The organism is Corallococcus sp. CA053C (assembly GCF_003611675.1).
Lineage (GTDB): Bacteria > Myxococcota > Myxococcia > Myxococcales > Myxococcaceae > Corallococcus.
In genome coordinates this window covers 14,832-41,019 of the sequence record NZ_RAWA01000027.1, presented here as the reverse complement: position 1 = coordinate 41,019, position 26,188 = coordinate 14,832, and the positions used below count along the sequence as shown (strand labels likewise).

19 protein-coding genes are annotated in these 26,188 nt (G+C 69.6%); 12 read left to right on the top strand and 7 right to left on the bottom strand.

Annotated features, from left to right (window positions below; translation table 11 throughout):
* Positions 1-46 precede the first annotated feature (46 nt).
* The 4 genes from D7V97_RS06060 (at position 47) to D7V97_RS44555 (ending at position 6,595) form a co-directional block, all read left to right on the top strand.
* Positions 47-1,249: a cytochrome c gene (locus D7V97_RS06060; RefSeq protein WP_233582539.1), complete on the top strand. Its 1,203-nt coding sequence runs from the start codon at positions 47-49 to the stop codon at positions 1,247-1,249.
* 48 nt (positions 1,250-1,297) lie between these two features.
* Positions 1,298-3,697, top strand: coding sequence for an RND family transporter (locus D7V97_RS06055; RefSeq protein WP_120609635.1), 2,400 nt, complete (start codon positions 1,298-1,300; stop codon positions 3,695-3,697).
* Positions 3,698-3,788: 91 nt separating this feature from the next.
* Positions 3,789-4,607 (top strand): outer membrane lipoprotein-sorting protein, encoded by an 819-nt coding sequence (locus D7V97_RS06050; RefSeq protein ID WP_120609634.1) that lies wholly within the window; start codon positions 3,789-3,791, stop codon positions 4,605-4,607.
* Positions 4,604-6,595 carry a DUF1302 family protein gene (locus D7V97_RS44555; protein ID WP_158623290.1) on the top strand — a complete coding sequence of 664 codons (1,992 nt, stop codon included), beginning with the start codon at positions 4,604-4,606 and terminating at the stop codon, positions 6,593-6,595. The genes D7V97_RS06050 and D7V97_RS44555 overlap by 4 nt, the downstream gene beginning before the upstream one ends.
* A gap of 44 nt (positions 6,596-6,639) precedes the next feature.
* On the opposite strand, the gene D7V97_RS06045 is transcribed toward D7V97_RS44555, so the two are convergent.
* Together D7V97_RS06045 and D7V97_RS06040 are read right to left on the bottom strand one after the other, a co-directional pair.
* Complete coding sequence (locus D7V97_RS06045; RefSeq protein ID WP_120609633.1) at positions 6,640-8,382, bottom strand: fatty acyl-AMP ligase; 1,743 nt, start codon at positions 8,380-8,382, stop codon at positions 6,640-6,642.
* A gap of 54 nt (positions 8,383-8,436) precedes the next feature.
* Positions 8,437-8,889 (bottom strand): hypothetical protein, encoded by a 453-nt coding sequence (locus D7V97_RS06040; RefSeq protein WP_120609632.1) that lies wholly within the window; start codon positions 8,887-8,889, stop codon positions 8,437-8,439.
* 131 nt (positions 8,890-9,020) lie between these two features.
* Between D7V97_RS06040 and D7V97_RS06035 the strand changes: the two genes are divergently transcribed.
* Positions 9,021-10,946 carry a cytochrome c3 family protein gene (locus tag D7V97_RS06035; RefSeq protein WP_120609646.1) on the top strand — a complete coding sequence of 642 codons (1,926 nt, stop codon included), beginning with the start codon at positions 9,021-9,023 and terminating at the stop codon, positions 10,944-10,946.
* Positions 10,947-10,949: 3 nt separating this feature from the next.
* Positions 10,950-12,035: a hypothetical protein gene (locus tag D7V97_RS06030; RefSeq protein ID WP_120609631.1), complete on the top strand. Its 1,086-nt coding sequence runs from the start codon at positions 10,950-10,952 to the stop codon at positions 12,033-12,035.
* Between the two features lie 84 nt (positions 12,036-12,119).
* Here D7V97_RS06030 and D7V97_RS06025 read toward each other — a convergent pair whose 3' ends face one another.
* The gene (locus tag D7V97_RS06025; protein ID WP_120609630.1) at positions 12,120-12,425 is read right to left on the bottom strand and encodes a hypothetical protein; all 306 of its coding nucleotides are present in this window, start codon (positions 12,423-12,425) and stop codon (positions 12,120-12,122) included.
* Between the two features lie 241 nt (positions 12,426-12,666).
* Between D7V97_RS06025 and D7V97_RS06020 the strand changes: the two genes are divergently transcribed.
* The 4 genes from D7V97_RS06020 to D7V97_RS06005 all read left to right on the top strand — a co-directional run bounded on the left by D7V97_RS06020 (position 12,667) and on the right by D7V97_RS06005 (position 18,930).
* On the top strand, positions 12,667-13,197 hold the full coding sequence (locus tag D7V97_RS06020; RefSeq protein ID WP_120609629.1) for a molybdenum cofactor carrier protein: 531 nt from the start codon (positions 12,667-12,669) through the stop codon (positions 13,195-13,197).
* Between the two features lie 39 nt (positions 13,198-13,236).
* On the top strand, positions 13,237-13,701 hold the full coding sequence (locus tag D7V97_RS06015; RefSeq protein ID WP_368668882.1) for a hypothetical protein: 465 nt from the start codon (positions 13,237-13,239) through the stop codon (positions 13,699-13,701).
* Positions 13,702-13,716: 15 nt separating this feature from the next.
* The gene (locus D7V97_RS06010; RefSeq protein WP_120609628.1) at positions 13,717-18,024 is read left to right on the top strand and encodes an AAA family ATPase; all 4,308 of its coding nucleotides are present in this window, start codon (positions 13,717-13,719) and stop codon (positions 18,022-18,024) included.
* 90 nt (positions 18,025-18,114) lie between these two features.
* Positions 18,115-18,930: an acyl-CoA desaturase gene (locus D7V97_RS06005; RefSeq protein WP_120609627.1), complete on the top strand. Its 816-nt coding sequence runs from the start codon at positions 18,115-18,117 to the stop codon at positions 18,928-18,930.
* Positions 18,931-18,957: 27 nt separating this feature from the next.
* Here D7V97_RS06005 and D7V97_RS06000 read toward each other — a convergent pair whose 3' ends face one another.
* On the bottom strand, positions 18,958-20,373 hold the full coding sequence (locus D7V97_RS06000; protein WP_120609626.1) for a radical SAM protein: 1,416 nt from the start codon (positions 20,371-20,373) through the stop codon (positions 18,958-18,960).
* Between the two features lie 218 nt (positions 20,374-20,591).
* On the opposite strand from D7V97_RS06000, the gene D7V97_RS05995 reads away from it, so the two are divergent.
* Positions 20,592-22,376, top strand: coding sequence for a hypothetical protein (locus D7V97_RS05995; protein ID WP_147444706.1), 1,785 nt, complete (start codon positions 20,592-20,594; stop codon positions 22,374-22,376).
* A gap of 87 nt (positions 22,377-22,463) precedes the next feature.
* Here the strand turns inward: D7V97_RS05995 and D7V97_RS05990 are convergent, their stop codons facing one another.
* The 3 genes from D7V97_RS05990 to D7V97_RS05980 all read right to left on the bottom strand — a co-directional run bounded on the left by D7V97_RS05990 (position 22,464) and on the right by D7V97_RS05980 (position 24,952).
* The gene (locus tag D7V97_RS05990; RefSeq protein WP_120609624.1) at positions 22,464-23,489 is read right to left on the bottom strand and encodes an inorganic phosphate transporter; all 1,026 of its coding nucleotides are present in this window, start codon (positions 23,487-23,489) and stop codon (positions 22,464-22,466) included.
* Between the two features lies 1 nt (position 23,490).
* A complete protein-coding gene (locus tag D7V97_RS05985) occupies positions 23,491-24,117 on the bottom strand; it encodes a DUF47 domain-containing protein (protein ID WP_120609623.1) in 627 nt (208 codons plus the stop codon).
* A gap of 172 nt (positions 24,118-24,289) precedes the next feature.
* A complete protein-coding gene (locus D7V97_RS05980; protein ID WP_120609622.1) occupies positions 24,290-24,952 on the bottom strand; it encodes a TenA family transcriptional regulator in 663 nt (220 codons plus the stop codon).
* Between the two features lie 340 nt (positions 24,953-25,292).
* On the opposite strand from D7V97_RS05980, the gene D7V97_RS05975 reads away from it, so the two are divergent.
* Complete coding sequence (locus tag D7V97_RS05975; protein WP_120609621.1) at positions 25,293-26,171, top strand: fatty acid desaturase; 879 nt, start codon at positions 25,293-25,295, stop codon at positions 26,169-26,171.
* The last annotated feature ends 17 nt before the right edge of the window (positions 26,172-26,188 follow it).

The following is a 26,188-nucleotide window of genomic DNA, read 5'->3' as shown; positions in this document are numbered from 1 at the left end:
CGCGTGGGCTTCGCGGCCCGATGAAAGAGGAAGGTCTCCCTTGGCGATGAAGATTCTGAAGACGCTGGGCGCGCTCGTGGCGCTGCTGTTGCTGGCGGTGCTGGGCATGGGCTTCTGGGGCGGTTCGAAGGTGTCCGAGGTCGTGGACGCGCCGCTGCCGCCGTTGGTCGCAGCCACCGACCCGACCCAGGTCGAGCACGGACGCGCCATCTTCCGCGCCGTCTGCGAGGACTGCCACCGGCAGGACAGCAGCGGCCGGGTGACGGGCGGCGCCATGAAGGGCGTGCCGTCGTTCCTCGGCAAGTTCTACTCGGCGAACATCACCTCGCACCGCGAGGCGGGCATCGGCGCGATGAGCGACGGGGAGCTGGCGCGCGCCATCCGCTACGGCATCAAGCGCGACGGCCGGCGCGTCCTCATCATGGGACACTACGGCCTGGATGACGCGGACCTGTCCGCGGTGTTGGGCTTCATGCGCTCCGACGACGCGCTCTTCGCGGCGGATCCGCAGGCGCAGCCGAAGTCGGAGACGGGCCCGCTGGGCAAGGTCGTGATGGCGGTGATGCTGGGCAAGGTGCCGCTCGAGCGGCCCGCGTCCGGCATGAAGGCGCCCCCCAAGGGCGCGACGGTGGAGTACGGCCGCTACCTGGCGCACAACGTCTACGAGTGCGCGGGCTGCCACACGCCGGGGCTCAACCCGTCGAAGGTGGACGGCGACAAGGCCTTCTCCGGCGGCTTCAAGTACGCGGAGACCTCCACCAGCGTCGTCTACTCCAGCAACCTCACCCCCCACGCCACCGGGCTCAAGGGCTGGACGCAGCCGCAGTTCGCCCGCGCCATGCGTGAAGGTGTCACGCCCAACGGGTACGTGATGCGCCCGCCCATGCGCCGCTTCCGCGGCATGGACGACGTGGAGGCGGAGGCCCTCTTCCGCTTCTTCGAGAGCCTGACCCCCATCGACCATGAGATTCCCCAGGGCAGCGTCCCCCGTGTGAAGGCCGCGCAGGGCACCCCGGAGCAGCTCTTCACCAGCCTGGGCTGCGCGACGTGTCACCAGGAGGGCGCCAAGTTCCGCACGATGCTCAAGCAGTCGCGCGCGAAGCCCACGGTGGAAGTCGCGAAGTGGATCCGCAACCCGGAGTCCATCGCCCCCGGCACGCAGATGCCCACCTACAGCGAGCTGCTGGACGAAACGCAGGCCCTCTCGCTCGCCGGCTGGGTGCAGGAGCAGGCTGCCCTGATCCCCTAGATCCAGGACGTTCTGGTATAACGCGGCACCCCTGCTCTGGACTCCCCCATGATGACCCCCCGCAGTCGAGTCGAACGCGTCGCCGCGTGGATGGTGACACACCCCAAGACGCTGCTCTTCGTCTTGTTGGCCATCATCGCGGTGAGCGCCAGCGCCCTGCCGCGCCTGAAGATGCAGGCCGGCTTCGAGGCGTTGACGGACCGCACGCTGCCGGAGCAGCGGGTGCTGGACACAGTCGTCGAGCGCTTCGTCGGCGACAACCTCATCGTGCTCGCCTACGAGGCGGACGACATCTTCTCGCGGCCCGCGCTGGAGACGGTGTACGGGCTGTCGGAGGACTTGCAGGGGCTCACCATCAAGCACCCGGACGGCGCGGAGGTTCGCCCCGTCGCGCGCGTGGACAGCCTCACGCACGTGAAGGACGTGGTGGGCGCGGACCTGAGCTTCCGCGCGGAGCCGCTCGTGCCGCAGCCGGTGCCGCAGGACGCGGCGGCGCTCGCGCACATCCGTGAGCGGGCCCTCTTCAACCCGCTCATCTCCGAAGGGCTGCTGTCCCCGCAGGACCCCAAGCTGGCCATGGTCGTGGTGCGGCTGATTCCGGACCTGTCCGACGACGACAACACCGCCACCGTGGCGAAGGTGCAGGCGCTGGTGGAGAAGGCGAAGGCGACCGGCGGCGTGAAGGCCTTCTACGTCACGGGGACGCCCACCATCCTCGCGGAGCTGGGCGCGTTCATGCAGCGCGACCTGAACGTCTTCATCCCGGCGCTGATGATCTCCATGTTCGTGCTGCTGCTCGTGTGCCTCCGCAGGCTCGCGGGCGCGGTGCTGGCGTTCGTCAACATGATGGTGGCGCTGGTGGCGGGCCTGGCCATGTTCCCGCTCCTGGGCCGCTCGATGACGAACTGGTCCGTCATCGTCGCGCCGGTGGTGCTGGTGCTGTCCACGGCGCTGCTCATCCACTTCTTGTCGGAATTGGCGCACCACGCGAAGGAGCACGGCGGCCGGGAGGTCGTGGAAGCGACGCTGGCGGAGCTGCTCATCCCCGCGACGATGTGTGAGTTCACCACCATCATCGGCTTCGGCTCCATCGCGGTGAGCAACATGCCGGCGCTGCGCGACTTCGGCATCACGTCCGCGCTCGCCATCGTGGCCGTCTTCCTGACCACGATGACCACGGTGACGCTGGCGGCGCTGTGGAAGCCGCCGTCCTTCTGGGTGGCGCCCGGCAGCCTGGGCGTGTCGCCCTTCTTCACGAAGTGGGTGGGCCGCTACACGGCCGCGGTGCAGCGCCGTCCGCTGCCCATCCTCCTGCTGAGCATCGTCCTGCTGGTGCTGGGCGCGGCGGGCATCCCGCGCATCTACACGGACTCCAACCTCCAGGAGAACCTGGGGCACGCGACGCCGGTGCGCGCGGCCACGGAGCTGGTGGACAACCGCCTGGGCGGCGCCAGCGCGCTGGTCATCTCCCTCAAGCACGAGAAGGAGGGGCACTTCCTGGAGCCGGAGGCGCTCCAGCGCGTGGAGGCGCTGGAGGAGTTCCTGCGCAAGGACCTCAACGCGAAGGTCGTCACGTCGCCCGCGGACTACGTCAAGCTGATGCACCGTGGCTTCTTCGGGGATGATCCGAAGGAGTACCGGCTGCCGGAGACGCGCGAGCAGACCGCGCAGCTGCTGCTGCTCAACGGCGACGACAGCTTCGCGGAGTACCTGGACCCGTCGCGCGGCTGGGCGCGCGTGGTGGTGCGCTACAACGAGCACAGCGTGGCGAAGCAGAACGTCATCTTCGACCAGGTGGACGCGTACCTCGTGAAGCACTTCCCGGCGTCGGACGGCTACGCGGCGGTGGCCACGGGCGACAACCGGATGCTCGTGAACACCATCGACCGGCTGGTGCAGAGCCAGATGGGCAGCCTGGGGCTGGCGTTCATCCTCATCTTCGGGCCCATCTTCATCGTGCTGCGCTCGGTGCGCGCGGGCCTCTTCAGCATCCCGTCCAACATCTGGCCCGTCATCGTCATCCTGGGCGTGATGGGGTGGATCGGCGTGCCGCTCAACGAGGCCACGTCGATGATCGCCTCCATCGCGCTGGGCATCGTGGTGGACGACACCATCCACTTCCTGGAGTACTTCCGCTCGCGGCTGTCGGAGCACGACGACCGGGAGCGCGCGCTGCGCGAGACGATGCTCGTGAAGGGCGCGGGCGTGTCCATCTCCACGCTCGTCTTCACCATGGGCTTCGGCGTGCTGATGCTCTCTCAGTTCCCGCTGGTGTCCTGGTTCGGCCTGCTCACGGCGCTGGCCATCCTGCTGGGCATGGTGTCGGAGATGCTGGTGCTGCCGCCGCTGCTGGCCTTCACCCGCACGCGCCTGGGCGTCCCGGTCCGCACGCCGGAGAGCCACCCGGCCGGTGACACGGTGCCGTCGCTGCCCGGCTCCGGGGCCTGAGCGATTGGCCGCGGACCTTGGAATTCGCGGCCTTCCCTCGCGTCTGACGAAAGCAACCCGCGGTCCCATTCCGCAATCCGGAGGACTCATCATGGAACGGTCGCAACACCGGGGCACGGCCACGCGCCGCCTGCTCCTTGGAAGCGCGCTGGCGCTCGTGCTGGGGACCCCGGGTATCGGGGCCGCGGCGGACAACGCCCAGGACCTGATGCGCAAGAGCGACAAGCTGCACCGGCTCAAGTCCGAACAGCTGCACATCACGCTGTCGCTGGAAGAGCAGGGCGGCACGCCGCGCAAGCTGTCGCTGGAGTCGCTCTACGAGACGGACGCGGACGGGGCGGAGAAGCTGCGGATGCGCTTCGACTCGCCCGCGGACGTGAAGGGCACCACGCTGCTGTCGGTGGACCCCGTGGGCGAGCCGGAGGCCGAGCAGTGGCTGTACCTGCCCGCGTTCCGCAAGACGCGCCAGCTGGGTGCGTCGGACCTCAAGGACCGCTTCGTCAACTCCGACCTCTGGTACGAGGACCTGAAGCAGCGCGACGTGGATGACTTCGCGTACACGCTCACCGGCTCGGAGAAGCTGGGCGGCGTGGACTGCCACGTGGTGGAGGGCAAGCCCGCGCGCGAGTCGGTGGCCAAGGACTCCCCCTACGGCAAGGTGCAGGTGTGGCTGCGCAAGGACAACCTGATGCAGGTCCGCATGCGCTACTTCGACAAGCAGCTGCAGCCGGTGAAGTCGCTGGAGGGCTCGAAGCTCACGAAGGTCAGCGACACGGCGTGGCGCACGGACGTGATGACCATCGTGGACTTGAAGCGCAAGCACCGCACGGTCGTCACGGTGGACTCGCGGCAGGTGAACCCCACGCTGCCCGCGGACACCTTCAGCCGTCACGCGCTCGCGGGGCCGTGAGCTTGGGACGCGGCCTGCTCGCGGGCGCATGGGGGGCCGTGGGAGCGCTGCTCCTCGGCCTGTGGACGCCGACCGCGCTCGCGGCGGGCTGGGCGGAGGTGACGCCCGGCCTGGACGCGGAAGCGCTGCGCGCGAAGCTGGGGCCCCCGTCGTCGCGGTGGAAGACCCGCCACGGCGAGGTGCAGCGCTTCGTGGGCAAGCGTGCCCCGGAAGGTGCGCGCACGTTGGAGATCACCCTGGAGGCGCAGCAGGTGCGGCGCATCCAGGTGCAGCCCGTGGGCTGGACGCAGGAGCGGCTGGAGCGCGAGTACGGGCACGCCTGCGCCACGCCATCGGAGTCCGCGCCCTGCTGGGTGCGCGCCCGGGGCGGCCTGGAGTACGCGAAGCGGGGCCTCACGGTCCGGCTCAAGGGGCGGGCCGTCCAGTCGCTCGTCTTCATCGCACCGCCCGCCGTGTCCGCGCCGACCGTGACGAGCGCGGCGCCACCGCCGTCGGATCCGGCCCCGGCTCCCGAGCAGAAACCCACGGTGGAGGCCGCCGTCGACCCCGCGCGGCCCGATACCGCGACGCCGTCCTCGGGGGAGACCGTGGCCTCGGCCGAGGAGCCCGCCCCGTCCTCCGAGACGCCTCCGGCGCAGGAGTCGGCCGCGCTGGCCGAGGATCCGGCCTGGGGTGAGGTGTCGGGCTTCACGCCGGTGACGGAAGACACCTCGACGCCCACGCCGACCTCCGCCCCCACCGAGACGCTGGGGGTGAAGGGGCTGGGGCTGAGCGGCAAGCTGCGCGTGCAGAGCTTCTTCGTCCCGGTGTCGCCCGCGGAGGGCAAGACGGTGGGGCGGCAGAGCGTGGACCTGTCGCTCAAGAGCGAAGTGACGTTCGGCGCGGGCCATGCGGCGGGCACGCTGGTGGCGCGCCGCGACTTCGCGGACAGCAGCCGCGACCGCTTCGACGTGGACGAGCTCTACGTCACCCTCAAGAGCGACCACCTGCGTTTGACCGCGGGCCGCCAGTTGGTGACGTGGGGCTCCGCGACGCTGACGAACCCTACGGACGTGCTCAACCCGGTGGACTACCGCGACGTGCTGCGCACGGAGAAGCGCGGGGCCTGGATGGCGCGCGCGGGGCTGGTGCTGGAGTCGTTCCTCGCGGAGGTCTACTACCTGCCCGTGCCGGAGGCGCACCTGCTGCCGGCCTTCACCGGCGTGGCGGAGGACGGCACGCTCCAGAGCAGCTCACCGTGGGTGGTGGGCTCCGTGGGAGGCGAGCCGTCGCCCATCCCGCTGCGCTTCCAGGTGCGCAACGAGTCCATGGGTTCTCCCACCCCGAAGAACGCGCAGCTCGCCGGGCGGCTGGCCTTCTCGGTCGCGGGCACGGACGTGTCGCTGGGCCAGGCGTACCTCATCGACCACCTGCCCACGCTGACCAGCTCCGTGCAGGTCGCGGATCCGCCCACGTCCGCGGACGTCACGCTGACGCTGTCGTACCGCCGTCAGCGCGTCACCACGCTGGACGTGGAGCGGACCTTCGGAGGCCTGCGCGTCGCGGCCGAGGCCGCCCTCATCCACACGCTGCGCACCCGCCCGGAGGAACCGGAGGATCGCTTCCTGTCCTACGTGCTGGGCGGCGACTACCAGACGCCCGAGTTCTTGGGCGACCACCAGCTGCGCTTCTTCCTGGAGTTCGCGCAGACGCGAGGCGTGGGCGCGCCGCTGCGCGACGACTTCGTGCGCCGCCTGCGCTACCCGTTGGAGCGCGCGCTGTGGGGCCGGGTGGAGTGGCAGGCAGGAAGGCGGTGGACCGCGATGCTGACGGCCGCCACCGCGCTCAACCGGTATGACGTGCTGGTGCTGCCGGAGGTGGAGTTCACCTTCTCGGACGTGCTGCGCGCCCGCGTGGGCGGCGCCATCCTCCGGGGCGACCGCGGCAGCTTCTTCGGAAGCTACCGCGACAACTCCCGCGTCGAAGGCCTGCTCGAAGCGTCCTTCTAGGCCACCGCCGGGCGCCTGTCCTCCGCGCCCGGCGTGAGGGCCGCTCAGCCCAGGACGGGCAGGGTGCCGTCGCGCAGCCCTTCGTTGCAGGCGCGCCGCCGCAGCTTGCCGCTGGACGTCTTGGGCATGCCGCCCGTGGGCAGCACGGCCACGGTGTGGGCCTGCACGTCGAAGTGCTCGGCGAGCGCCTGGCGCACGGTGTCCACCAGCCCCGCGAGCTGCTGACGCAGGGCCTCCGGCGGCAGCTCCTCCGCCTGGGTGCGCTCCAGCTCGAACGCGATGCCCAGCCGCTCCTCGCCGTTCTCCTCCATGGCGAACGCGGCGCAGCAGCCCCGACGCACCAGCGGGTGCGCGGCTTCCACCACCTGCTCCAGGTCCGTGGGGTAGAGGTTGCGCCCGCGGATGATGATGAGCTCCTTCAGGCGTCCCAGCAGGTACAGCTGTTCGCCATCCAGGCACCCCATGTCGCCGGTGCGCAGGAAGGGCCCCTCACCGTTGGCGAGCCGCGCGCCGAAGGCCGCCTGCGTCTCCTCGGGGCGCTGCCAGTAGCCGTTCGCCACCTGCGCGCCCTGGACCCAGAGCTCACCCACGGCCCGGGGCGGCAGAGGCTCCCGCGTCTCCGGATCCACGATGAGCAGCCGGTCCACCCACGAGCGCCCGTAGCCCACCACGCGCTGCGCCTGGGGCGTCCCGACGGGGACCTCCACCAGCTTGCGCAAGCGCATGGACTCCGCGTCCACGCTGACCTCATGGAAGGGCGTGTTGCGCAGCTGCGTGCTCACCATCAGGGTCGTCTCCGCCAGCCCGTAGCAGGTGAGGAAGGCGGTGGGCCGCAGGCCCACGGGCGCGAAGAAGGCGTTGAAGCGATCCAGCGTGTGGGGACGGATGGGCTCCGCGCCGTTGAGCAGCATCCGCAGGTTCGACAGGTCCAGCTCCGCGCGCTTCTTCTCATCCACGCGGCGCAGGCACAGCTCGAAGGCGAAGTTGGGCGCCACCGTCATCTCCGCCCGGTACTTCGTCAGCGCCTGGAGCCAGCGCATGGGCCGCTGCAGGAAGTCCAGCGGGGACATGAAGACGAAGTGCGCGTCCACCACCATGCTGTGCAGCGCGAACATCAGGCCCATGTCGTGGAACATCGGCAGCCAGCTGACGTTCACCGGCCGGCCGCTGAAGGGCGTGAAGGCCACCACCTCCAGCCGCCCGTTCGCGATGACGTTGCGGTGCGTGATGACCACGCCCTTGGGGATGCCCGTGGAGCCCGACGTGTACTGGATGAACGCCGTCTCCGACGGATCGATCTTCGGATCCGTCCACCCGTCCTCGCTCCCCTCCGGCAGCGCGTCGATGCACACCCACGGGATGCGCCGCAGCTCCGGCGCCTCCTGGTCGATGATGGACTCCATCATCTCCCGCAGGAAGCTGGTGGTGAGGATGACGCTGGGGCTCGCGTCCTGGACGATGGCCCGGAAGCGCGGCAGCGTCTGCTGCAGGCGCATGGGGTTGGGCGGGTACGTCGGCACCGCCACCAGGCCGCCGTACATGGCGCCCAGGAAGCCCGCCAGGAAGTCCAGCCCGGGCGGGAACAGCAGCAGCGCCCGGCCCCCTCGAGGGTGCGTCGGCCGCAGGGCGGCGCCCACCCGGCGACACTGCGTGTCCAGGTCGGCGCTGGTGTAGCTGCCTGCCTCCTCCCCATCCACCAGGAAGGTGAAGAGGGGGTGGTCCGGCGTCAGTGCCCGGCGATCTCGCAGCAGGGCGACAAGGTTGGGGGACTCCAGCAGAAGGGCCATGGCCCGCCAGCTTACCAAGTTGCGCCGTGAACGCGCCCCAGCCCCCCGGTGAACTTAAAACGGGTAGAGCATCAGGACGAAGATGAGCAGGAAGCCCACATGCCAGGCGGTGATGAGGGTGACGAACCGGCCGCGCAGGTCGCCCACGAGGGCGGCCTCGCCAGCGCCCGTGCCCTGGACCGCGACGGCCAGCTGCTTCTTGGTGGGGTCCAGGCCCAGCTTCCCGATGAGGGCCAGCACCACGGTGAGCCCGAAGCCGGCCCAGAAGCGCCACGGCGCCGTGACGAAGCCCTGGGTCGTCTGCATCAGCCCCAGGCCCGTCAGGATGGTCAGGGCGGCGGCGGGGATCATGATCTTGTCCGCCCGGGCCACCTGCTCCGGGATGAGGTCCACGTACGGCCGGCCGCGGGCCAGCGTGCGCAGGATGTCGAGGGGGGAGGTGATGGACGCACCGAGCCAAACACCCATCGCGAGCAGGTGGAGGCCCTTCAGCAGGTAGTAGATCATGGCGGAGCGGGACGGTACGCGAGGCCCCGGGGGGGGGCAATGTCAAGCATGTGGGGCCGGTAATTGTCACGGCTGGACACGGATGCTAGAAGTCGACTCCTGGTCCCCCGCGTTTGCTACCCGTGCCCGACATGATTCGTTCGACCTTCGTGCGCAGCGCCCTGTGTGCGCTCCTGGTGCCCACACTGTCCTGCAATCTGCTGGACGTGAATGACGACGAGGACGTGAGCGGTCGTGGCGCGCGCGTCTTCGACCCGTACCAGTCGTCCGCCTCGGGTGCCATCCGCCTGAGCCTTCAGCAATTCAACGGCTGCGCCATCCTGCCCAGCGGCGTCGCGGTCTCCAAGGGCACGCTCAACCTGCCGGATTACCCGGACACCTGCCCGGACCTGTCGGCCACCGACCCCACCAGCGCCCGCATCAAGCCCACCGGCACGCTGCGCCTGATGGCCGGCACGAAGTACTTCCTCAATCAGCTCACGCTGAGCGACATCGTGCTCAACAAGCACACCAACACGTCGGACCTCACCCAGGCCGTGCGCTGGATGAAGTACGAGTCGCGCTTCCGCAACCTGGACTGGGGAGACCTGGGCAAGGTGTCGGACACGTGGACGTTCAACACCGGCATCGAGGGCTTCTCCCAGGACGCCTGGACGCGCGAGGTCCTCTTCGACAACGCCCGCTGGCGCCGCGTGACGGACGACACCTTCACGGTGGAGATCCTCGACGCGGATGGCGTGACGCCGCGCATGACGCCGGTGGTGTACTCGCGCGGGGACTTCCTCGCGGACTCCGCCGCCGGAGGCCACACGCGCCTGGGCTGGCGCATGGAGACGGTGCAGGCGCCCCAGTTCCCGGGGGACACCGCCCCGCACCCGCTGCCGGTGCTCTTCGGCCAGCCCCCGTCGCCGCCCGCCTACCGCACCCTGGTGAAGATGGACATGGTGGGCAGCACCAACCCCTTCAAGACCTTCGAAGCGCCCTTCATCCCCGGCCCCGCCATCCTGAAGGTGACGTGGAGCCAGCTGCCCAACGAGCCGTTCGTCTTCCCCATCGAGCTGGTGACCCAGGACAACCTGGCCCCCACGTGCGCGAACGCGGACGGCCAGCCGGTGGTGTGCGGCTTCGGCGTCGACCCGCGCTTCAAGTTCAGCACGCCCGCCAACGGCAAGGGCTACTACGAGCCGGCGGAGTCGTTCCGCCTGTTCCTCGACCTGCGCGACGGCGACGGCAACCAGATGCTGCCCTCCGGCCTGCTGCCCAGCGGCAAGGACATGCTGGCGGACAACGCCAACGGCCTGCTGTACCCCACGCAGACCAACTACTTCGCGCTGCTGGAGCGCGACGCCCAGCCGGCCTACATGGTCGCCGGGCCCCTGCAGAACCTCCGGGTGCGCAGCGATCCCCAGCTCAAGGCGCCGTACTGGTCCGCGGACGCGGAGTCCATTGGCCTCGTGGATGACCTGGCCACGCTCAGCGCCTTCCCGGGCGTCTACGCCTCCACCTGGACGACGCGCTACACGGTGGATCTGCCCAAGGACGCGGAAGCCGGCACGTACGTGGCCATGGTCAAGAGCCACCGCTACTTCCTGGGCGAGCGCGTCGCGAAGATGAACGCGTACTTCTTCCAGGTGGGCCAGGCCGAGCCCACCACGTACCCGAGCTCCGTCGGCAACTGCCAGCTGTGCCACCGCGGCGTGCTGTCGCTGGACAACCTGCGCCACGGCATGGGCGTGGACCACGTGGAGGCCTGCAAGACGTGCCACCAGCGCGACAGCGACTTCGTGGCGCGCATCCAGCAGGTGATCCACTCGGTGCACAACACGTCGCCGCGCTACACGCAGAACAAGACGGACTGCACCGTGTGCCACCTCACGCGGGAGAGCGCGCTGCGCCCCAGCATCAACGTCTGCGCCTCCTGCCACCCGTCGGTGCACGGCGACGAGTACTTCTCCGAGCAGTTCAGCGCCAAGGGCGACCCCAACCGCTTTGGCAACTGCGCGCAGACGTGCCACGCGCAGTCCACGCCCCGCGGCCACATCCTCCCCGAGAACTGACCGATGAACCGCTCACTGCGTCTGGTGTCCGTCCTGAGTGCGCTGGCTGTCGGAGCCGGCTGTGAATCCAACCCGTCCACCGGCTCGGTGGGCACGCCCATCGTGAACACGCCGGAGTTCCAGGACACGGACCTGGGCACGCTCACCACGCGCGTGTCCGGCTTCGCGTGGGATCCGGAGGCGTTCTTCTTCAGCTGGATCACCAACGGGGGACCCGCGAGCCCCATCACCCCCATCATCTCGGAGATCAACCCGCTCTTCCTGCGCTCGGTCACCCAGAACGCCCAGGTCACCATGCTGGACCCGGTGCTGGGCAAGCCGGCGGTCCCGCCCGTCGCCGCGGCGGCCAACGGCTTCTGGGTGTCGCCCACCGTGCCCAGCCGCGCCTCGCCGCCGTTCTTCTCGCTGAACGCGGGCGGCGGCTCGCTGCCCACCACGCAGCCTCCGGGCACGCCGGCGACCCTGCCGCCCATCCCGCCCGTCGGCCGCTACCTGCCCACGGTGACCCTGCGGCCCATCGCGACGGCCCACAGCATGTGCGTGCTCCAGGAGTCGCTGGCCATCGGTGACAACGGCATCCTGGACGCCGTCGCGCGCTACCTGACGGCCACGGGCACGCCCACCACGGCGCTGGACTTCGTGGACCCCACGAAGTTCCACGGCGTCAACGTCTTCTGGCTCTTCCAGCCGGGCTTCCCCATGCTGCGCGCGCCGGCGCCGGGCACCACCATCGAGGCCACCTCCGGCCAGGTGTTCAACGTCGCGTGGCAGCCGCCCGGTTCGACCAGCATCCCCCCGGGCCTCCAGTCGCCGCGCGGTTTCGTCGTGCAGGCGGGCTCGCCCACCAGCGGCCTGGGCATCATCGTCGTCACGCAGCCCGCTTCCGGCCCCAGGGCCCCGGGCGTGCGCTTCACCGTGGTCGACAACACCACGGACGCGGCCAACCGCCGGCCGTGGAAGTTCGACCCCATCAACGCCCCCATCGTCCCGGGCGTCATCACGTTCGCGGGCCTGCAGATCCGCCCGTCGACGTTCGAGCCGCCCAACCCCTACGGCCCCGTGAACGGCGCCCACCTCTGCCTGCCGTAGGCTGAAACTCCGCGGCTCGCCGGCAGGGCCTCTCCACGGGGAGGCCTTGTCGTCGCCGTCACCGGGGGAGGGGCTCCGGGTGGCTCAGTCGTGCGTTCCCACGTGCAGGTCGCCGTGGCGCACGCAGACCCAGTGGAAGGCGCAGGAGCACGCCACCGCGCGCGCGTGCGTGCAGCAGCGGCCGCCGAAGTGCTCCGGCAGGGGCTCTGGCGCGGCCCGGGGCGGTTCGGGCAGCTCGCGCGGCGCGCCCCGGCCGGAGTCCGCGGGCACGCTGCCGCAGCAGCCGCGGGTGAGGCAGGTGGGGCACAGCGACAGCTCGCAGTGCGCGCACCAGTCGAACACCTCTCCGGCGGTGCCACGGCGCTCACAACCTCCACAGGCGTCGAACATGGGTGGCCTCCTGGCTCACTGCGCACGAAGGTAGAGCAGGGGTCCGACATCACGCGTGGTGCGGGCAGCCTGCCGCTCCGGGGCAGGGAAGCGATGGGTGTCGGACGCTCGCCTCCCGGAGCTTCCACGGGTGGACGGCAACGGTACCGCACGGCGGTCCGTGATCCCTTGCGGCCCTGGCCGCGGATTCGCATGGAACAGGGGTGGGCATGCGGTTCAGGACCCCCGGGAGGCCGTCGCCATGCGCAGACAGCGCCGTATCATCGGAGTGTTCGGCTCCGGCACGGAGTCCCACGAGGAGTGGGTGATACCGCTGGCGCGGTGGATCGCGGAGGCTGGCTTCGACCTGCTCACCGGCGCGGGCGGCGGGGTGATGAGCGCGGCGGCGGGCGCCTTCGTCGCGGTGGAGGGCCGGCGGGGCGCGGCCATTGGCATCATCCCCGGCACCGTGGGGGCGGACGGCCGCTACCAGCCCCGCCCGGGCTATCCGAACACGGACATCGAATTGCCCATCTACACCCACCTGCCCCTCAGCGGAGAGCAGGGCACGGACCCGATGAGCCGCAACCACATCAACGTGCTGACGCCCCACGCGCTGGTGGCGCTGCCGGGAGGGGCGGGCACCGCCGCGGAGGCCGCCCTGGCGCTGCGCTATGGCAAGCCCCTCATCCTGCATGGCCCCCTGGAGGCCTTCCGCCGCTTCCCGGCGGAGGCCGAGCGGACCACGTCCCTGGAGCGGGTCACCGAGTTCCTCCTGGCCGCCACGCGTTAAGGGGGGGAGACACCCCACGGGGTTGGAAAAGATTCTAGGATGGACACGTGGGGTCGGGCGCGCCCAGCACGGGGACGCCTCGCCGTCGCCACGTTCGCCACCATGATCAACCCCAACTATCCGCTGGCCAGCTGGTTCCTCGCGCTCTCCACGTCACTCTTCCTCGTCGTCTACGCACTGCCGTTGCTGTTCGTTCCGCTGCGCTGGGCACGCTGGTTCGGGTGGGAGCTGCCCACGGGCAACAACCACCTGACGGTCTACTTCGCGCGCTGCCTGGGCGGACTGGCGCTGGCCGTCATCATCGCGGTGGTGCAGTTCATCCCGGACCCCAAGAGCCACCTGGTCATCTTCGAGCTCATCGGCCTCATTGGCGGGGTGATGACGGCGATCCACGTCTGGGGCGCGGTGATGAAGCAGCAGCCCTGGAGCGAGACGGCGGAGATCCCCCTCTACGGAGCGGTGTGCGTGGCGGCCCTGTGGCTGCGCTACGCCACGCTGTCCTGAGCCCAGGCCCCCGGGATGCACTCTCAGCAGCACATCGATCCGGTCGTCGCGGCGCTGGCGCCCTACATGCCGGCGGCCATCCTCGCGCGACTGGCGCACCACGAGGCGGATGCCCTGCCCCGGGTGGAGCCCGTGCGGGGCGCCATCCTGCTGCTGGACATCGCGGGCTTCACGCCCATCGTGGTGGGGCTGAGCGGCGCGGGGCCTCGCGGCATCGACGCGCTCCAGCGGCTGCTCACGAACTACTACACCGAGATGATCGACGTGGTGCGCGACCACGGCGGTGACATCTACCAGTTCGCCGGCGACTCCATCCTCGCGTGCTTCGAGGCCGCGCCCGACGAGGCGGACGGCGACGTCGTGCAGCGCGCCGCGGTGTGCGCGCTGAGCGTGCAGCGCAGGCTGGCGCGCTTCGCCCGGCTGGAGCTGTTGGGCCAGCGCTTCGGCGTGTCGTCGCGCATCGGCATCGGCTTCGGTGAATCGAACCGCATCGTGATGGGCGCCACCGGCCTGTGGATGCACCCGGCGCTCGTGGGCGAGCCGCTGGCGCAGGCGGTGGGCGCGGAGAAGCAGTCCACCGTGTCGGAGGTCGTCCTCAGCCCCCGGGCCTGGAGCGCGCTGCCGGAGTCCGTGCGCCGGGGCGAGGAGCGCGCGGGGGGCAACCACCGGCTGGCCCTGGACGCGCCGGTGGAGGCCGTCAAGCGGCCGCTGCCCGCGCCCACGGGCGGCTCGGAGCTGGTGGGGCGGTGCGCGCTGCTGCTGCACCCGGTGCTCTTCACGAAGATCACCACCGCGCACCAGGAGTTCTCCGGCGACTTCCGCGACGTCACCTGCTTCTTCGTGCGCTTCACGCACGCGCCGTCGGACGGGGACCCCACGTCGTTCACCCGCGACCTGAACGCCTACTACGAGTTCGTCCAGCGAGAGAGCGCGCACCACGGCGGCGTGCTGCTGATGACGGACTTCACGGACAAGGGCAACGTGCTCTACGTCCTGTTCGGCGCGCCCACCGCCCAGCAGAACAAGGAGGTGCTGGCGTGCCGGCTGGCCTGCAAGCTGCTCAAGGCCCGGGACAGCTTCCCGTTCCTGGAGGAGCTGCAGATCGGCATCGCCACCGGCCACGCCTACTGCGGGGACATGGGCTCGCCGTGGCGCAAGGGGTACTCGGCGCTGGGCGAGGTCGTGAACATGGCCGCGCGCCTGATGACGCACGGGCGCACCAGCGGCGTGCACCTGTGCGCCAACACGCAGGGCCGGCTCCACCAGGGCGGCTTCGCCACCGAGTTCGTGGAGGACGCGAAGCTCAAGGGCGTCTCGCGCACGGTGCCGGTGTACCGGCTCTTGGGGGAGACGCGCCGCAGCCTGTTCATCAAGGGCCAGGGCGACATCATCGGCCGGCGCCAGGAGCTGGCCGTGCTGCGCGAGGCGCTGGACGCGTCGCTCAACGGCCGGGGCCGGGTGTGCGTGGTGTCCGGCGAGGCGGGCATCGGCAAGTCGCGGCTGGGCGCGCGTGTGCTGGACGACGCGGAGGCCGGCGGCGCGTGGGCGCTGTACGGCATCTGCTACTCCTACGAGATGTTCACCCCCTTCTTCCCCTGGAAGGAGGTGCTGCTCCAGGCCTTCGGGCTGGGTGACGCGGATGATCCGCAGACGCAGCTGGGGAAGCTGGGGCACGGGCTGGACGGCCTGGAGGACGTGGGGCCGGAGTGGATCCCCGTCATCGCGAACATCCTCGGCGTGGCGATGGAGGAGTCGCCGGACACGCTGGCCGTGGACGCGCGCCGCAAGCAGCAGAAGGTGTTTCAAATCGTCTTCCAGCTCCTGGAGAAGCTCAGCCGCGCGCGGCCGCTCCTGCTCTTCTTCGAGGACCTGCACTGGGCGGACAACATCTCCCTGGACCTGCTCCAGTACCTCGCGGTGCGCCTGGGCTCGCACCGGATGATGGTGCTGGCGACGATGCGCCCGGGCGACCAGCTGCGCGGCCTGCGCGAGCTGCCGGAATACTGCCCGGTGGAGCTGTCCAGCCTGGACGATGAGGACACGCGCGCGCTGTTGCGCGTGCACCTGCGCATGTCGCCGCCGGACCTCGCGTTGGAGGAGCGGCTGCTCGCGAAGGTGCAGGGCAACCCGTTCTTCATCGAATCCATCGTGGATGGCCTGACGGAGCAGGGCTACCTGGGGATCGCGGAGCCCGGCTCGGAGCGGATGGAGCTGAAGCGCGGCCTGCAGGACCTGCTGCTGCCGGACTCCATCCAGGACGTGGTGCTGTCGCGCATCGACCTCTTGAGCGAGACGGAGAAGCTGGTGGTGAAGGTGGCGTCCGTCATCGGGCGCGTCTTCACGCTGGACGCGGTGTCGGCGCTGGTGCCGGGCTCCATCGTGGGCCCCCGCCTGCGCGAGGCCATGGACACGCTGACGCGCCTGGGCCTCATCCTCCTGGAGTCGGAGGAGCCGTACACCTGCCTCTTCAAGCACATCGTCATCCGCGACGTGGCCTACAACACGCTGCTGGTGTCGGCGCGCGAGGACCTGCACCGGCGGCTCGCGCGCTACCTGGAAGCCCGCGCGAACGACAACCTCGCGGGCTCCGCGGGTCTGCTGGCCTTCCACTTCCTCGCCGGCAACGTGGAGGACAAGGGCCTGGAGTACACGCTGATGGCGGCCCGCAGCGCGCGGGCGCAGTACGCCAACGACGACGCGCTCTACCACTACAACCGGGGGCTGGAGCTCTTGGGCACCGTGGCCCCGCTGGATCCGGAGGCGCTGCTCCTGAAGACGCGCCGGGTGATGCAGGAGCTGGCGGAGACGCTGCTCCAGGCGGGCAACTACGCCGGCGCCCTCATCATGTTCGAGCAGTGCCTGGTGGACGAGGAGGAGGTCCCCCGCCAGGCGGACCTGCACCTGGGCCTGGGCCGCGCGCACCAGGAGAAGGGCGAGTCCAAGCTCGCCACCCACCACCTGGAGCAATCGCTCATCCTCCGGGGCCGCACCCTGCCGCAGAGCCTGCCCGCGCTGGCGCTGCGCACGCTGGCGAACCTGCTCCTGCGGGGGCTCGCCACGCTCTTGCCCTTCATCCTGCGGCCGCTGCCCGCGGCGCGCCTGCCGCAGTACCTGCAGCAGTTGAGCACGCTCAACTCGCTCATCCGCATCTACTACTTCGCGGACATCACCAAGCTCACCTGGGCGACGCTCGTGTCCACCAACATGGCGGAGCGCTCGCGCAGCGACTACGCCATGAGTCTGGCCAGCGGCTACTACGCCACGCTGCTGTTCGGCGCGGGGTTGCTCAAGCGCTCGCGCTACCACGGCGAGCGGGCGCTGGAGTACGCGCGGCGCTCGAAGGACCCCGTGGCGGAGGGGCTCGCGCTCAGCCGGCTGGGCATCCAGGCGTTCTTCGCCAACGAGCTGAAGCGCTCGCGCGACTTCCAGGAGCAGGCCGTGTCCACGCTGCGCGTGGTGGGCGAGCGCTGGGAGCGCCAGACATCCCTGATGATGCAGGCGACGGGCGAGTTCCTCTGCTCGCGCTTCAAGACGGCGGAGGAGCTCTACGAGCAGATGAAGACCATTGGCGTGGAGCTCAACGCGCTGATGCACCAGGGCTGGGCGCACTCGTGGGCGCCCATGTGCCGCTACCTGCTGGGCGAAGGCGACGTGGGCGAGCTGTGCGCGGAGTTGGAGCAGGGCCTGCGCATCAGCGAGGAGGTGGCGGACCTGGCCAACCAGTGCGCCAGCTTGAACCACCTGGCCAACGTGACGGTGCGCGAGCACCAGGTGGAGGAGGCGGCGTTCGTCGCGGTGCGCTGCTTCAAGAGCATCTGGAGCTACCAGGTCCTGGTGCCCTTCCTCCAGGTGGGGCTGGTGGACGCGGCGGAGGCGGCCCTCTTCGCGCTGGAGGAGGGCGCCACGGTGGTGCCGCGCAGGAAGCTGCTGAAGATCGTGCGGCTGGCGTCCCTCAAGGCGCGCGTGCTCTCACGGCTGTACCCCTACCTCAAGGGCCCGGCGCTGCGCGTGACGGCGCGCTCCCTGCGGCTGCGCAAGGGGCCCAAGGCCGCGGAGCCGGTGTTCCTGGAGGCCATCGCCGTGTTGGAGGCGAGCCCCAACCGGTGGGAGACGGGCGTCGCCTACTTCGACGCGGCGGTGGCGCTGCCGCACCGGCGGGAGGCCTTCCTCGCTCGCGCGAGGGAGATCTTCACGGAGGTGGGGGCCCGCGCGGAGCTGCGCCGCATTGACCGGCTCCAGGCCTCCGCGCAGGCCCTGCTGCCCGCCGCGCCTCCGCTCGTGTCGGCCCAGGCCCGGGGCGGCCAGGACGCGCGCGTGATGTGAGCGGGGCGCCCGCGAATCCGGACGCAAGGCTTGTCCCGTCGGGCCCGGCCCCTACACTGCGGGTTCCACCTTTCGCTCCCGCACCGGGCCATGATCTCCGCTCCCCTCCGCTTCCAGGCCAGTCCCGTCATCGTCGGCTACATGCTCGTGGTGCACGCCCTGGCCGCGCTGGCCTTCGTGCTGCCCTGGCCTCCGCACGCGCTGGCCGTGGCGCTGGCGGTGTACGTGACCATCGGGCTGGGCACGACGGTGGGGCTGCACCGCCTGCTGTGTCACCGCGCCTTCGCCTGTCCCCGCTGGGTGGAGTACGCGCTGGTGACGGTGGCCATGCTGACCGCGCAGGGCAGCCCGCTCCTGTGGGCCGCCACGCACCGGCTGCACCATGCGAAGGCGGACGCGGAAGGGGACGTGCACTCGCCCGTGCGCGGCTTCTGGTACGCGCACATGGGGTGGATCCTCAACGAGGCCTCCACGGACGACGACGGCTGGCGCACCTGGTGCCGCGACATGGCGGAGGACCGCTACTACCACTGGCTGCTGCGCTTCCGCATCGTGCCGCAGGTGCTGGCCGTGCTCGCGGTGGGGCTGACGTTCGGCTGGCGCACGGTGCCCGCGTACTTCTTCCTGCCCGTGGTGTGCTGGATGCAGAGCACCTACGCGGTGAACTCCGTGTGCCACGCGGGGTTCGGCGTCCGCGTCCACGACACGCGCGACCGCAGCCGCAACGTGTGGTGGGTGGGCGTGCTGGCGCTGGGCGAGGGCTGGCACAACAACCACCACGCCTTCCCCGCGTCCGCGCGACACGGCTGGGTGTGGTGGCAGTGGGACCCGGGCTGGCTCTTCATCCGCGCGCTCCAGGCCCTGGGGCTCGCGTGGGACGTGCGGCTGCCCACGCGGGTCCGCTGAAAGCTCCGGAGCCGGCTCGGGCGCCGCTCAGGTCACGAGCTGGGGCTTCAGGCCCAGCGCCGCCATCTGCTGCACGTCCCAGTCCTCCAGCGCGTCCAGGCCCGCGATGTAGCGGCGCGCCGTGTTCTTCACCGGGTTGCGGATGCTGACGATCTCCGGCCCGGAGAAGAGGATGGTCTGCTTGTAGCGCGGCATGTCGCTCATCATCAGCTTGGACGCGTAGTGCCGCGCGATGTTGGGCAGGCTGCCCAGCGTGCGGCACAGCCGCAGGAAGTGCTCCACCACCTCCGAGGCATGGAGCTGCTTGGGCCGGTGGCACAGCGTGTAGCCGTCGTAGTCGCGGCTGGTGGTGCCGGGCAGCAGCCGGTTCTCGGCCTGCAGCTCGCGGAAGAAGGGCGTCTCCGGGTAGGGGCAGACGATGCCCAGGAACGTGACGGAGAAGTACTTCAGGTCCGCCAGGTACTCCGGCAGCCGGTGCAGGTACTCGTTGGTGTCGCCGTCCGAGCCGACGATGAGCCCGAAGGACAAGAGGATGCCGGAGGAGAAGACGCGGCGGATGACGGCGTCCACCTCCGACAGCTTGTTCTGGCCCTTGTTCATCGCCTTGAGGGAGTCCGGGTTGAGCGACTCCAGGCCGGTGTAGACGTAGCGGCAGCCCGCCTTCGCCATCAGCTTCACCAGCGATTCGTCCTTGAGCACGTTGAAGGTGAGGGCGCAGCCCCAGGTCTTCTTCAGGGGGATGAGCGCCTCGCACAGCGCGCGCAGGTACTTGGGTGACCCGCCCAGGTTGTTGTCGAGGAAGACGAACGCGTCGTCCATCAGCCCCAGGTAGTTCGGGTTCCAGCGCATGCGCGTCTGGATCTCGTCGATGACGTCGGGGATGGGGCGGAAGCGGTAGCGCTCGTTGCCGGTGAGGACGCAGAAGTTGCACGCGAAGGGGCAGCCGCGCGACGCCTCGATGCCCGGCAGCCGCACCTTGTTGTGCGTGAAGTTGATGAGCTCGTACCGGTACGGCCGGATGGCGGCGGCGCCCAGGGACGGGTTGCTGTAGCGCGGCTTGAGCTCGCCCTTCTCGAAGTCCTGGACGAGCGCGGGCACGTTGGACTCCGGCTCGCCGGTGATGACCGCGTCGAAGTACAGCGCCGCGTCGTCGGGGAAGTAGCCCGCGTGCCGCCCGCCCGCCACCGTCGTCATGCCGCGCTGGCGGAAGAGGGTGGAGAGCACCTTGGTGTGCTCGTAGTACGAGTGCAGGTACGAGAAGAAGACCAGGTCCCAGTGCCTGTCCAACGGGATGTCCGCCTCCTTCTCGTTGAAGATCTCCACCTCCGCGTGCTCCGGGCACAGGCCGGCGATCAGCTCCGGCACGGAGGACTGCATGATGGAGGGCTCCTTGATTCGCAGCCGGGTCGGGTGGGTGTACGTGGCGATGATCGCGATGCGCATGCGTGCTTTCCGGGCGAAAGGCACGGAAGGAACGGCACGCACCCGCGCGCGACAACACCGCCGGACTGCGTCCCCCTCCGTGAGCGGAGAATCACCCGGAGTCCGGGCCCTGGCAAAGGATTCACGCTTGGGCGCCACACTCCGCGTGCTTCCGGTGGCAGCGGACGACCCAGGAGGACCTATCTCGCGGGGGTGCCACGCTGATAGATATTTGAAACATGGATGCCTCCCCCAACCCGACCTCCGGTGGATGGTCGTTTCAGCGTTATTTCTGGATCTCCGTTGCCTGCGCCGCGCTCCTGGGCGCGTTGACCCTGCGGGTCGGCTTCATGCCGGATGACTACATCTGGCTGGGCGTCTGGGACCACGTGTCGCCGCCCGCACCCCTGGGCAACACGCCCTTCGACGTGTACCGCACGGCGACGGGCATCCCGGAGCACACGCATGCGCTCAAGCAGGCCGGCGTCTTCCCGTGGTGGGCGGTGCCCACGGTGAAGGTGGCCTTCTTCCGGCCGCTGGGCAGCGCGCTGTACGGCCTGGATCACCTGCTCTACAACCGCAACGCCTTCGGCTACCAGCTGCACTCGCTGCTCTGGTACGTGGGGCTCGTGATGCTCGCGGGCGTGCTGCTCCGGCGCGTGCTGCCGACGGCGGTGGGCGCGCTGGCGATGTTCCTCTTCGCCATCAACAGCTCGCACGCGGCGCTGCTGGGCTGGCTGTCCTACCGCAGCGTGCTCGTGTCCATGCTCTTCGGGATCGTGGGCATCTTCTTCCACGTCGAGTGGCGGGAGCGTCAGCGCAAGGGCGCCCTGGCCTTCGCGCTCATCGCCTTCGTGCTGAGCCTCGCGGGCGGCGAGACGATGATGATCCTCAGCCCGTACCTGCTCGCCTACGAGGCCTTCTCCGGGCCGGGCCGCGCGGTGGACCGGGTGAAGGCGCTGCTGCCGTTCGGCGCGCTGATGGCCTGCTACTTCGTGCTGTACCGGGCGATGGGCTACGGCGCGTCCGGTTCGGATATGTACCTGGATGCGATGGAGACGCCGGTGGCGTGGTTCCAGGCGATGTTGATCCGCGTGCCGGCGGCCATCGCGGGGCTGACGCTCAGCGCGCCCACGGACTTCATCATGGACCTGTCCTACGTGCCCCTGTTCACGGTGCTGGGCGCGGTGGGCGTCGTCGTCTTCGCGCTGCTGCTGTGGGGCGTGTGGCCCTCGATGGAGTCCTCGGAGCGGCGCACGCTGGGGTGGATGCTGACGGGCTCGTTCGTGTCCACGTGGCTGGCCAGCTCCGCGTTCGCCGGGTCCCGCACCCTCATCGTCCCCAGCCTGGGCTCCGCGGTGGCCATCGCCATGGTGCTGCGCCACGCGTGGCGGGGCCGCGCGCGCACGTTCCGCTCCGGCGCGGTGCTGGCGGGCGCGGCGGTGCTGGGCCTGGTGCACATCGTCGCCGCCCCCTACGTGTGGTGGCAGACCCTGGACGTGTACTCGCAGATGCAGGCGAGCCTGGACCGCGTGCAGCTGCGCTACGGGGAGGCGTTGGATCTCAAGGCGCTGCCGAACCAGCGACTGGTGGTGCTCAACGCCCCCAACGGCGTCGTGGGCATCTACGGTTCCGTGCAGTGGTGGTCCCTGGGCAAGCCGCTGCCGAAGGCCTGGTGGACGCTGTCCTATTCGCTGCATGAGCAGCTGGTGACGCGCACGGGCCCCAACACGCTGGAGCTGTCGCTGCCCAAGGGGAACTTCCTCACGTCGGTGGAGGAGCGCATCCACCGCGCCGCGCGCTACCCGCTCAAGCAGGGGGACGAGGTGGTCTTCGAGGGCCTGAAGGTGCGCATTGAGGAGACCGACGCCGGGGGCCCCAAGCGCGTGTCCTTCACCTTCGACGTGCCGCTGGAGGACCCGTCGCTGAAGCTCGTCGAGTGGAAGAACAAGAAGGTGGTGCCCTGGACGCCGCCCGCGCTGGGCGGACCGCCCGCGGTGGTGAACGCCCGCGTCGTCCAGTAGGTCGAAGCAACGAGGCGGGCCGCTTCCGGGATTGCTTCCGGAAAGGGCCCGCCCTCGGGTGGCTCGGTGGAGTAGGGGGGCTGCCGCTCAGCCCACCAGCCGGACCACCGCGAGCGTGAGGCCGTAGACGAGCACGGACACCAGCGCGGCGGCGGGGATGGTGAACACCCACGCCCAGATGATGCGTCCGGCGGTGCCCCACTTCACGGCGCGCCAGCCGCGCGTGGACCCCACGCCGACGATGGCGCCGGTGATGGTGTGGGTGGTGGAGACGGGGATGCCCAGCTCCGCCAGGGCGATGATGGTGACGCCGCCGCCGGTCTCCGCGCTGAAGCCGCCAATGGGCGCCAGCTTCGTGAGGCTGTGGCCCATGGTGCGGATGATGCGCCAGCCGCCGAAGAAGGTGCCCGTGGCGATGGCGGCGTGGCAGGAGATGATCATCCACCAGTCGATGTGGAACGGCCGATCCCTCCAGATGGTGCCGAAGAGCACCACTGCGATGATGCCCATCACCTTCTGCGCGTCGTTGCTGCCGTGGCTGAAGGAGAAGATGGCGGACGACACCAGCTGGAGCCTGCGGAACCAGGTGTCCACGCGCAGCGGCGTCTGCTTGTGCACCGTCCAGGTGCTGGCCAGCATCATCGTGATGCCCAGCAGCATGCCGATGAGGGGCGACAGGACGATGAAGGCCGCGATGCGCGCGATGCCCGAGCCCACGAGCCCTTGAAAGCCCAGCACCGGCAGCGTGGCGCCAATCATCCCGCCCGCCAGCGCGTGCGACGACGACGAGGGCAGGCCCCACCACCAGGTGAGCAGGTTCCAGGTGATGGCCCCCATGAGGGCGGAGAAGATGACCATCAGCACTGCGGTGGGGCCGGCGGCGCGGAGCATCTCGAAGTTGATGATGCCCTTGCCCATCGTGTTGGCCACGTGGACGCCGCCCGCGAACGCCGCCACGAAGTTGAAGAACGCGGCCCAGGCCACCGCGAGGTTCGGCGACAGCACGCGCGTGGACACGACGGTGGCGATGGAGTTCGCGGCGTCGTGGAAGCCGTTGATGAAGTCGAAGATGAGCGCGACGATGACGATGAGGACGACCGCGGCGAGCAGCATTTCAGGAGTGCTCCAGCACGACGCCTTCAATGACGTTCGCGACACCCTGGCACTTGTCGGTCGCCGTCTCGATGAGGTCGTAGATCTCCTTCCACTTGATGATGGTCAGGGTGTCCACGCCGCTCTTGAACAGGCGGCCCATGCCGGAGCGCAGCACTTCATCCGCCTGGGACTCCAGGCTCTTGATCTCCTTGCAGCCGGCGAGGATCTGCTCCGGCTTCTTGATGAGGCGCAGGGCGGCGACGACCTCCTGCACCTTCAGCGTGGAGAGCACCAGGAGGCGCGCCAGCTCCGCGGCATCCGGCCGGGTGGACTCAATCTCGTAGTACAGGAGCCGCGCGGCCGCCGCGTTCGTCAAATCCAACACGTCGTCGATGCGCGACAGCAGCGAGTGGATCTGCGTGCGATCAAACGGGGTGATGAACTGCTGGTGCAGGCGGTTGAAGGCCGCGTGGGTGACTTCGTCTCCGCGGTGCTCCACGTCCTTGAGCGCCTGGACGCGCGTGGGCACGTCCCGGTAGTCACTCAGGAGCTCGTGCAGGAGCCGGGCTCCTTCGACGGTCCTGGAGCACTGCGCGTCGAAGTCGTCGAAGAACTCGTCCGACTTCGGCATCAGCTTTTCGAGCATGGCGTCTCCCTCGGCGCCTGGGGCAACAGGCGCTGTCCGCCGCGGGAGCTGGTTGCGCGAGGGTGTAACACTCCCGTGACGCGCCGTGACCTACCCTACCTGGAGAGATTCGCCAGTGTTCCGTGCACACGTGCACGGATTCCAGGGGGTTGGCCGCGGTGCGGGGGGCGGGTCAAACGACGCGGTTGCGCAGCTCCTCGAAGAAGCCCACCCACAGCTGCCACATCTCCTCCGCACCCCGGGTGATGGTGGCCAGCTCCGCGTCGGTGTACGCCAGCCCCACGGTGTGGCCGGCCGTCTCCACGTGGTCCGGCTCCTGCTTCACGTGGATGTCCACCCACGGCAGCGACTTGAGGCCGGTGGTGCGGCGCACCAGCTTGCCCAGCTTGGCCACCATGGTGAGGTCCGCCACCTCCGTGCCGTAGAGGAAGCCCAGGCCGGTGAGGTGGCTGTCCGTGGAGCGCTGGTAGCCGTCAATCAAGCGGCGGGTGGCGGGCGTCATCTGCGCCTCCGACACGCCGGCCCGGGTGAAGCCCGCGTCCGTCATCGTCTGGATGAAGAAGCGCTCGTGCGCGCGCGCGGGGTCTCCCTCACCGACCTCCTGGTTGAGGATGTGCGTCACCGCCGTCTTCATCTCCATCTGCGGGCAGATGGCGATGAGCTTGCCCAGGAAGCTGGGGAAGTAGTGCAGCGGGTGCCACCACTGGCCGAGGACCATCTCCGCCTGTTCGTGGCTGAAGGCCTTCTCGTCCACCACTTCAAAGAACCGGTGCTTGATGAGCTGCTCCCGGTGGGGATTCTTCGCGAGCGCCGCCTCGATGGTCTGGTTCCGCATGACGCCTCCAGGGCCTTTACCGAAAGGTCTGGGGCGACCGTTTATCACAAACCAGGACAGCGATTCTTGAAAGAATAGAAAGACAAGTTCAGTGTGTCTACATGGTTTACCGCCTTGGTGAAACCATCGCGAAGAAGCGGGCGACCTGCACGAAGTCCCCGGGCTGCAAGGGACGGGCAGGCGGCGTGGCCCGTGTCCCCACGGGTGTTCGTGAAAAGCGGGCCTGCGGCGGAAGAACGCAGGAAGGGGACGCAGTGGGGGCCTGTTCCAGGTGGGGCTTCACGACTTACAGTCGGAAAGTCAGCAAATCCTCCCTGGTCCCTCTTGTCGTGGAAGGCGAATGACCCTGTTCCGGCACCCTGAAGATCGCATCCCGGTCCTGATGTTCGCGGGCGTGTTCGCGCTCGATGTGACGGTGTTCCTGACGGCGCGGAGCTGGTGGGTGCCCGTGCTGTGGTTCGCGCTGGGCATCATCCCCAAGGGGTGGATCAGCGCGTGGAACCACCACCACCAGCACCTGACGATGTTCCGGCACGCGCTGCCCAACCGGCTCCTGGAGATCATCTTCGCGTTCCAGACGGGCGTGACGTCGCAGGCGTGGTTCCTCCACCACGTCGTGGGCCACCACCGCAACTACCTGGATCAGACGAAGGACGAGTCCCGCTGGAAGCGCGATGACGGCACGACGATGGGCGAGCTGGAGTACTCGCTGCGCACCATGCTGACCGCGTATCCGCGCGCCTTGGAGGTGGGCCGCAAGCAGCACCCGAAGGCGCTGCGCCTGTTCATCGCGATGGCGGCGCTCCAGGCGGTGCTGCTGGCGGGGCTGTTCTGGGTGAACCCCTACAACGCGCTGTTCGTCTTCCTGCTGCCGATGGTGGCGTCGCTCTTCGTCACCGTGTGGGCCACCTTCTTCCACCACGTGGACCTCAACACCGAGCAGCACGCGGAGGCGTCGTACAACATCCTCCACCGCGGCTATAACCTCATGACGGGCAACCTGGGCTACCACACCGCGCATCACACGCGGCACGGGCTGCACTGGTCGAAGCTGCCGGAGTTCCACGCGCAGCTCGCCCGCGACATCCCGGCCCACCTCTACCGGCAGCCGGGCATCCCGTTCGTCTGGCGGGGCTCCGAGGAGAAGCTGGTGCTGAGCGAGCACGAGCTGCAGGCGCTCGCCGGCCAGCCCGTGTCCGACGAGAAGCTGGCCGCCTGAAGCCGTCCGCCGGGCCG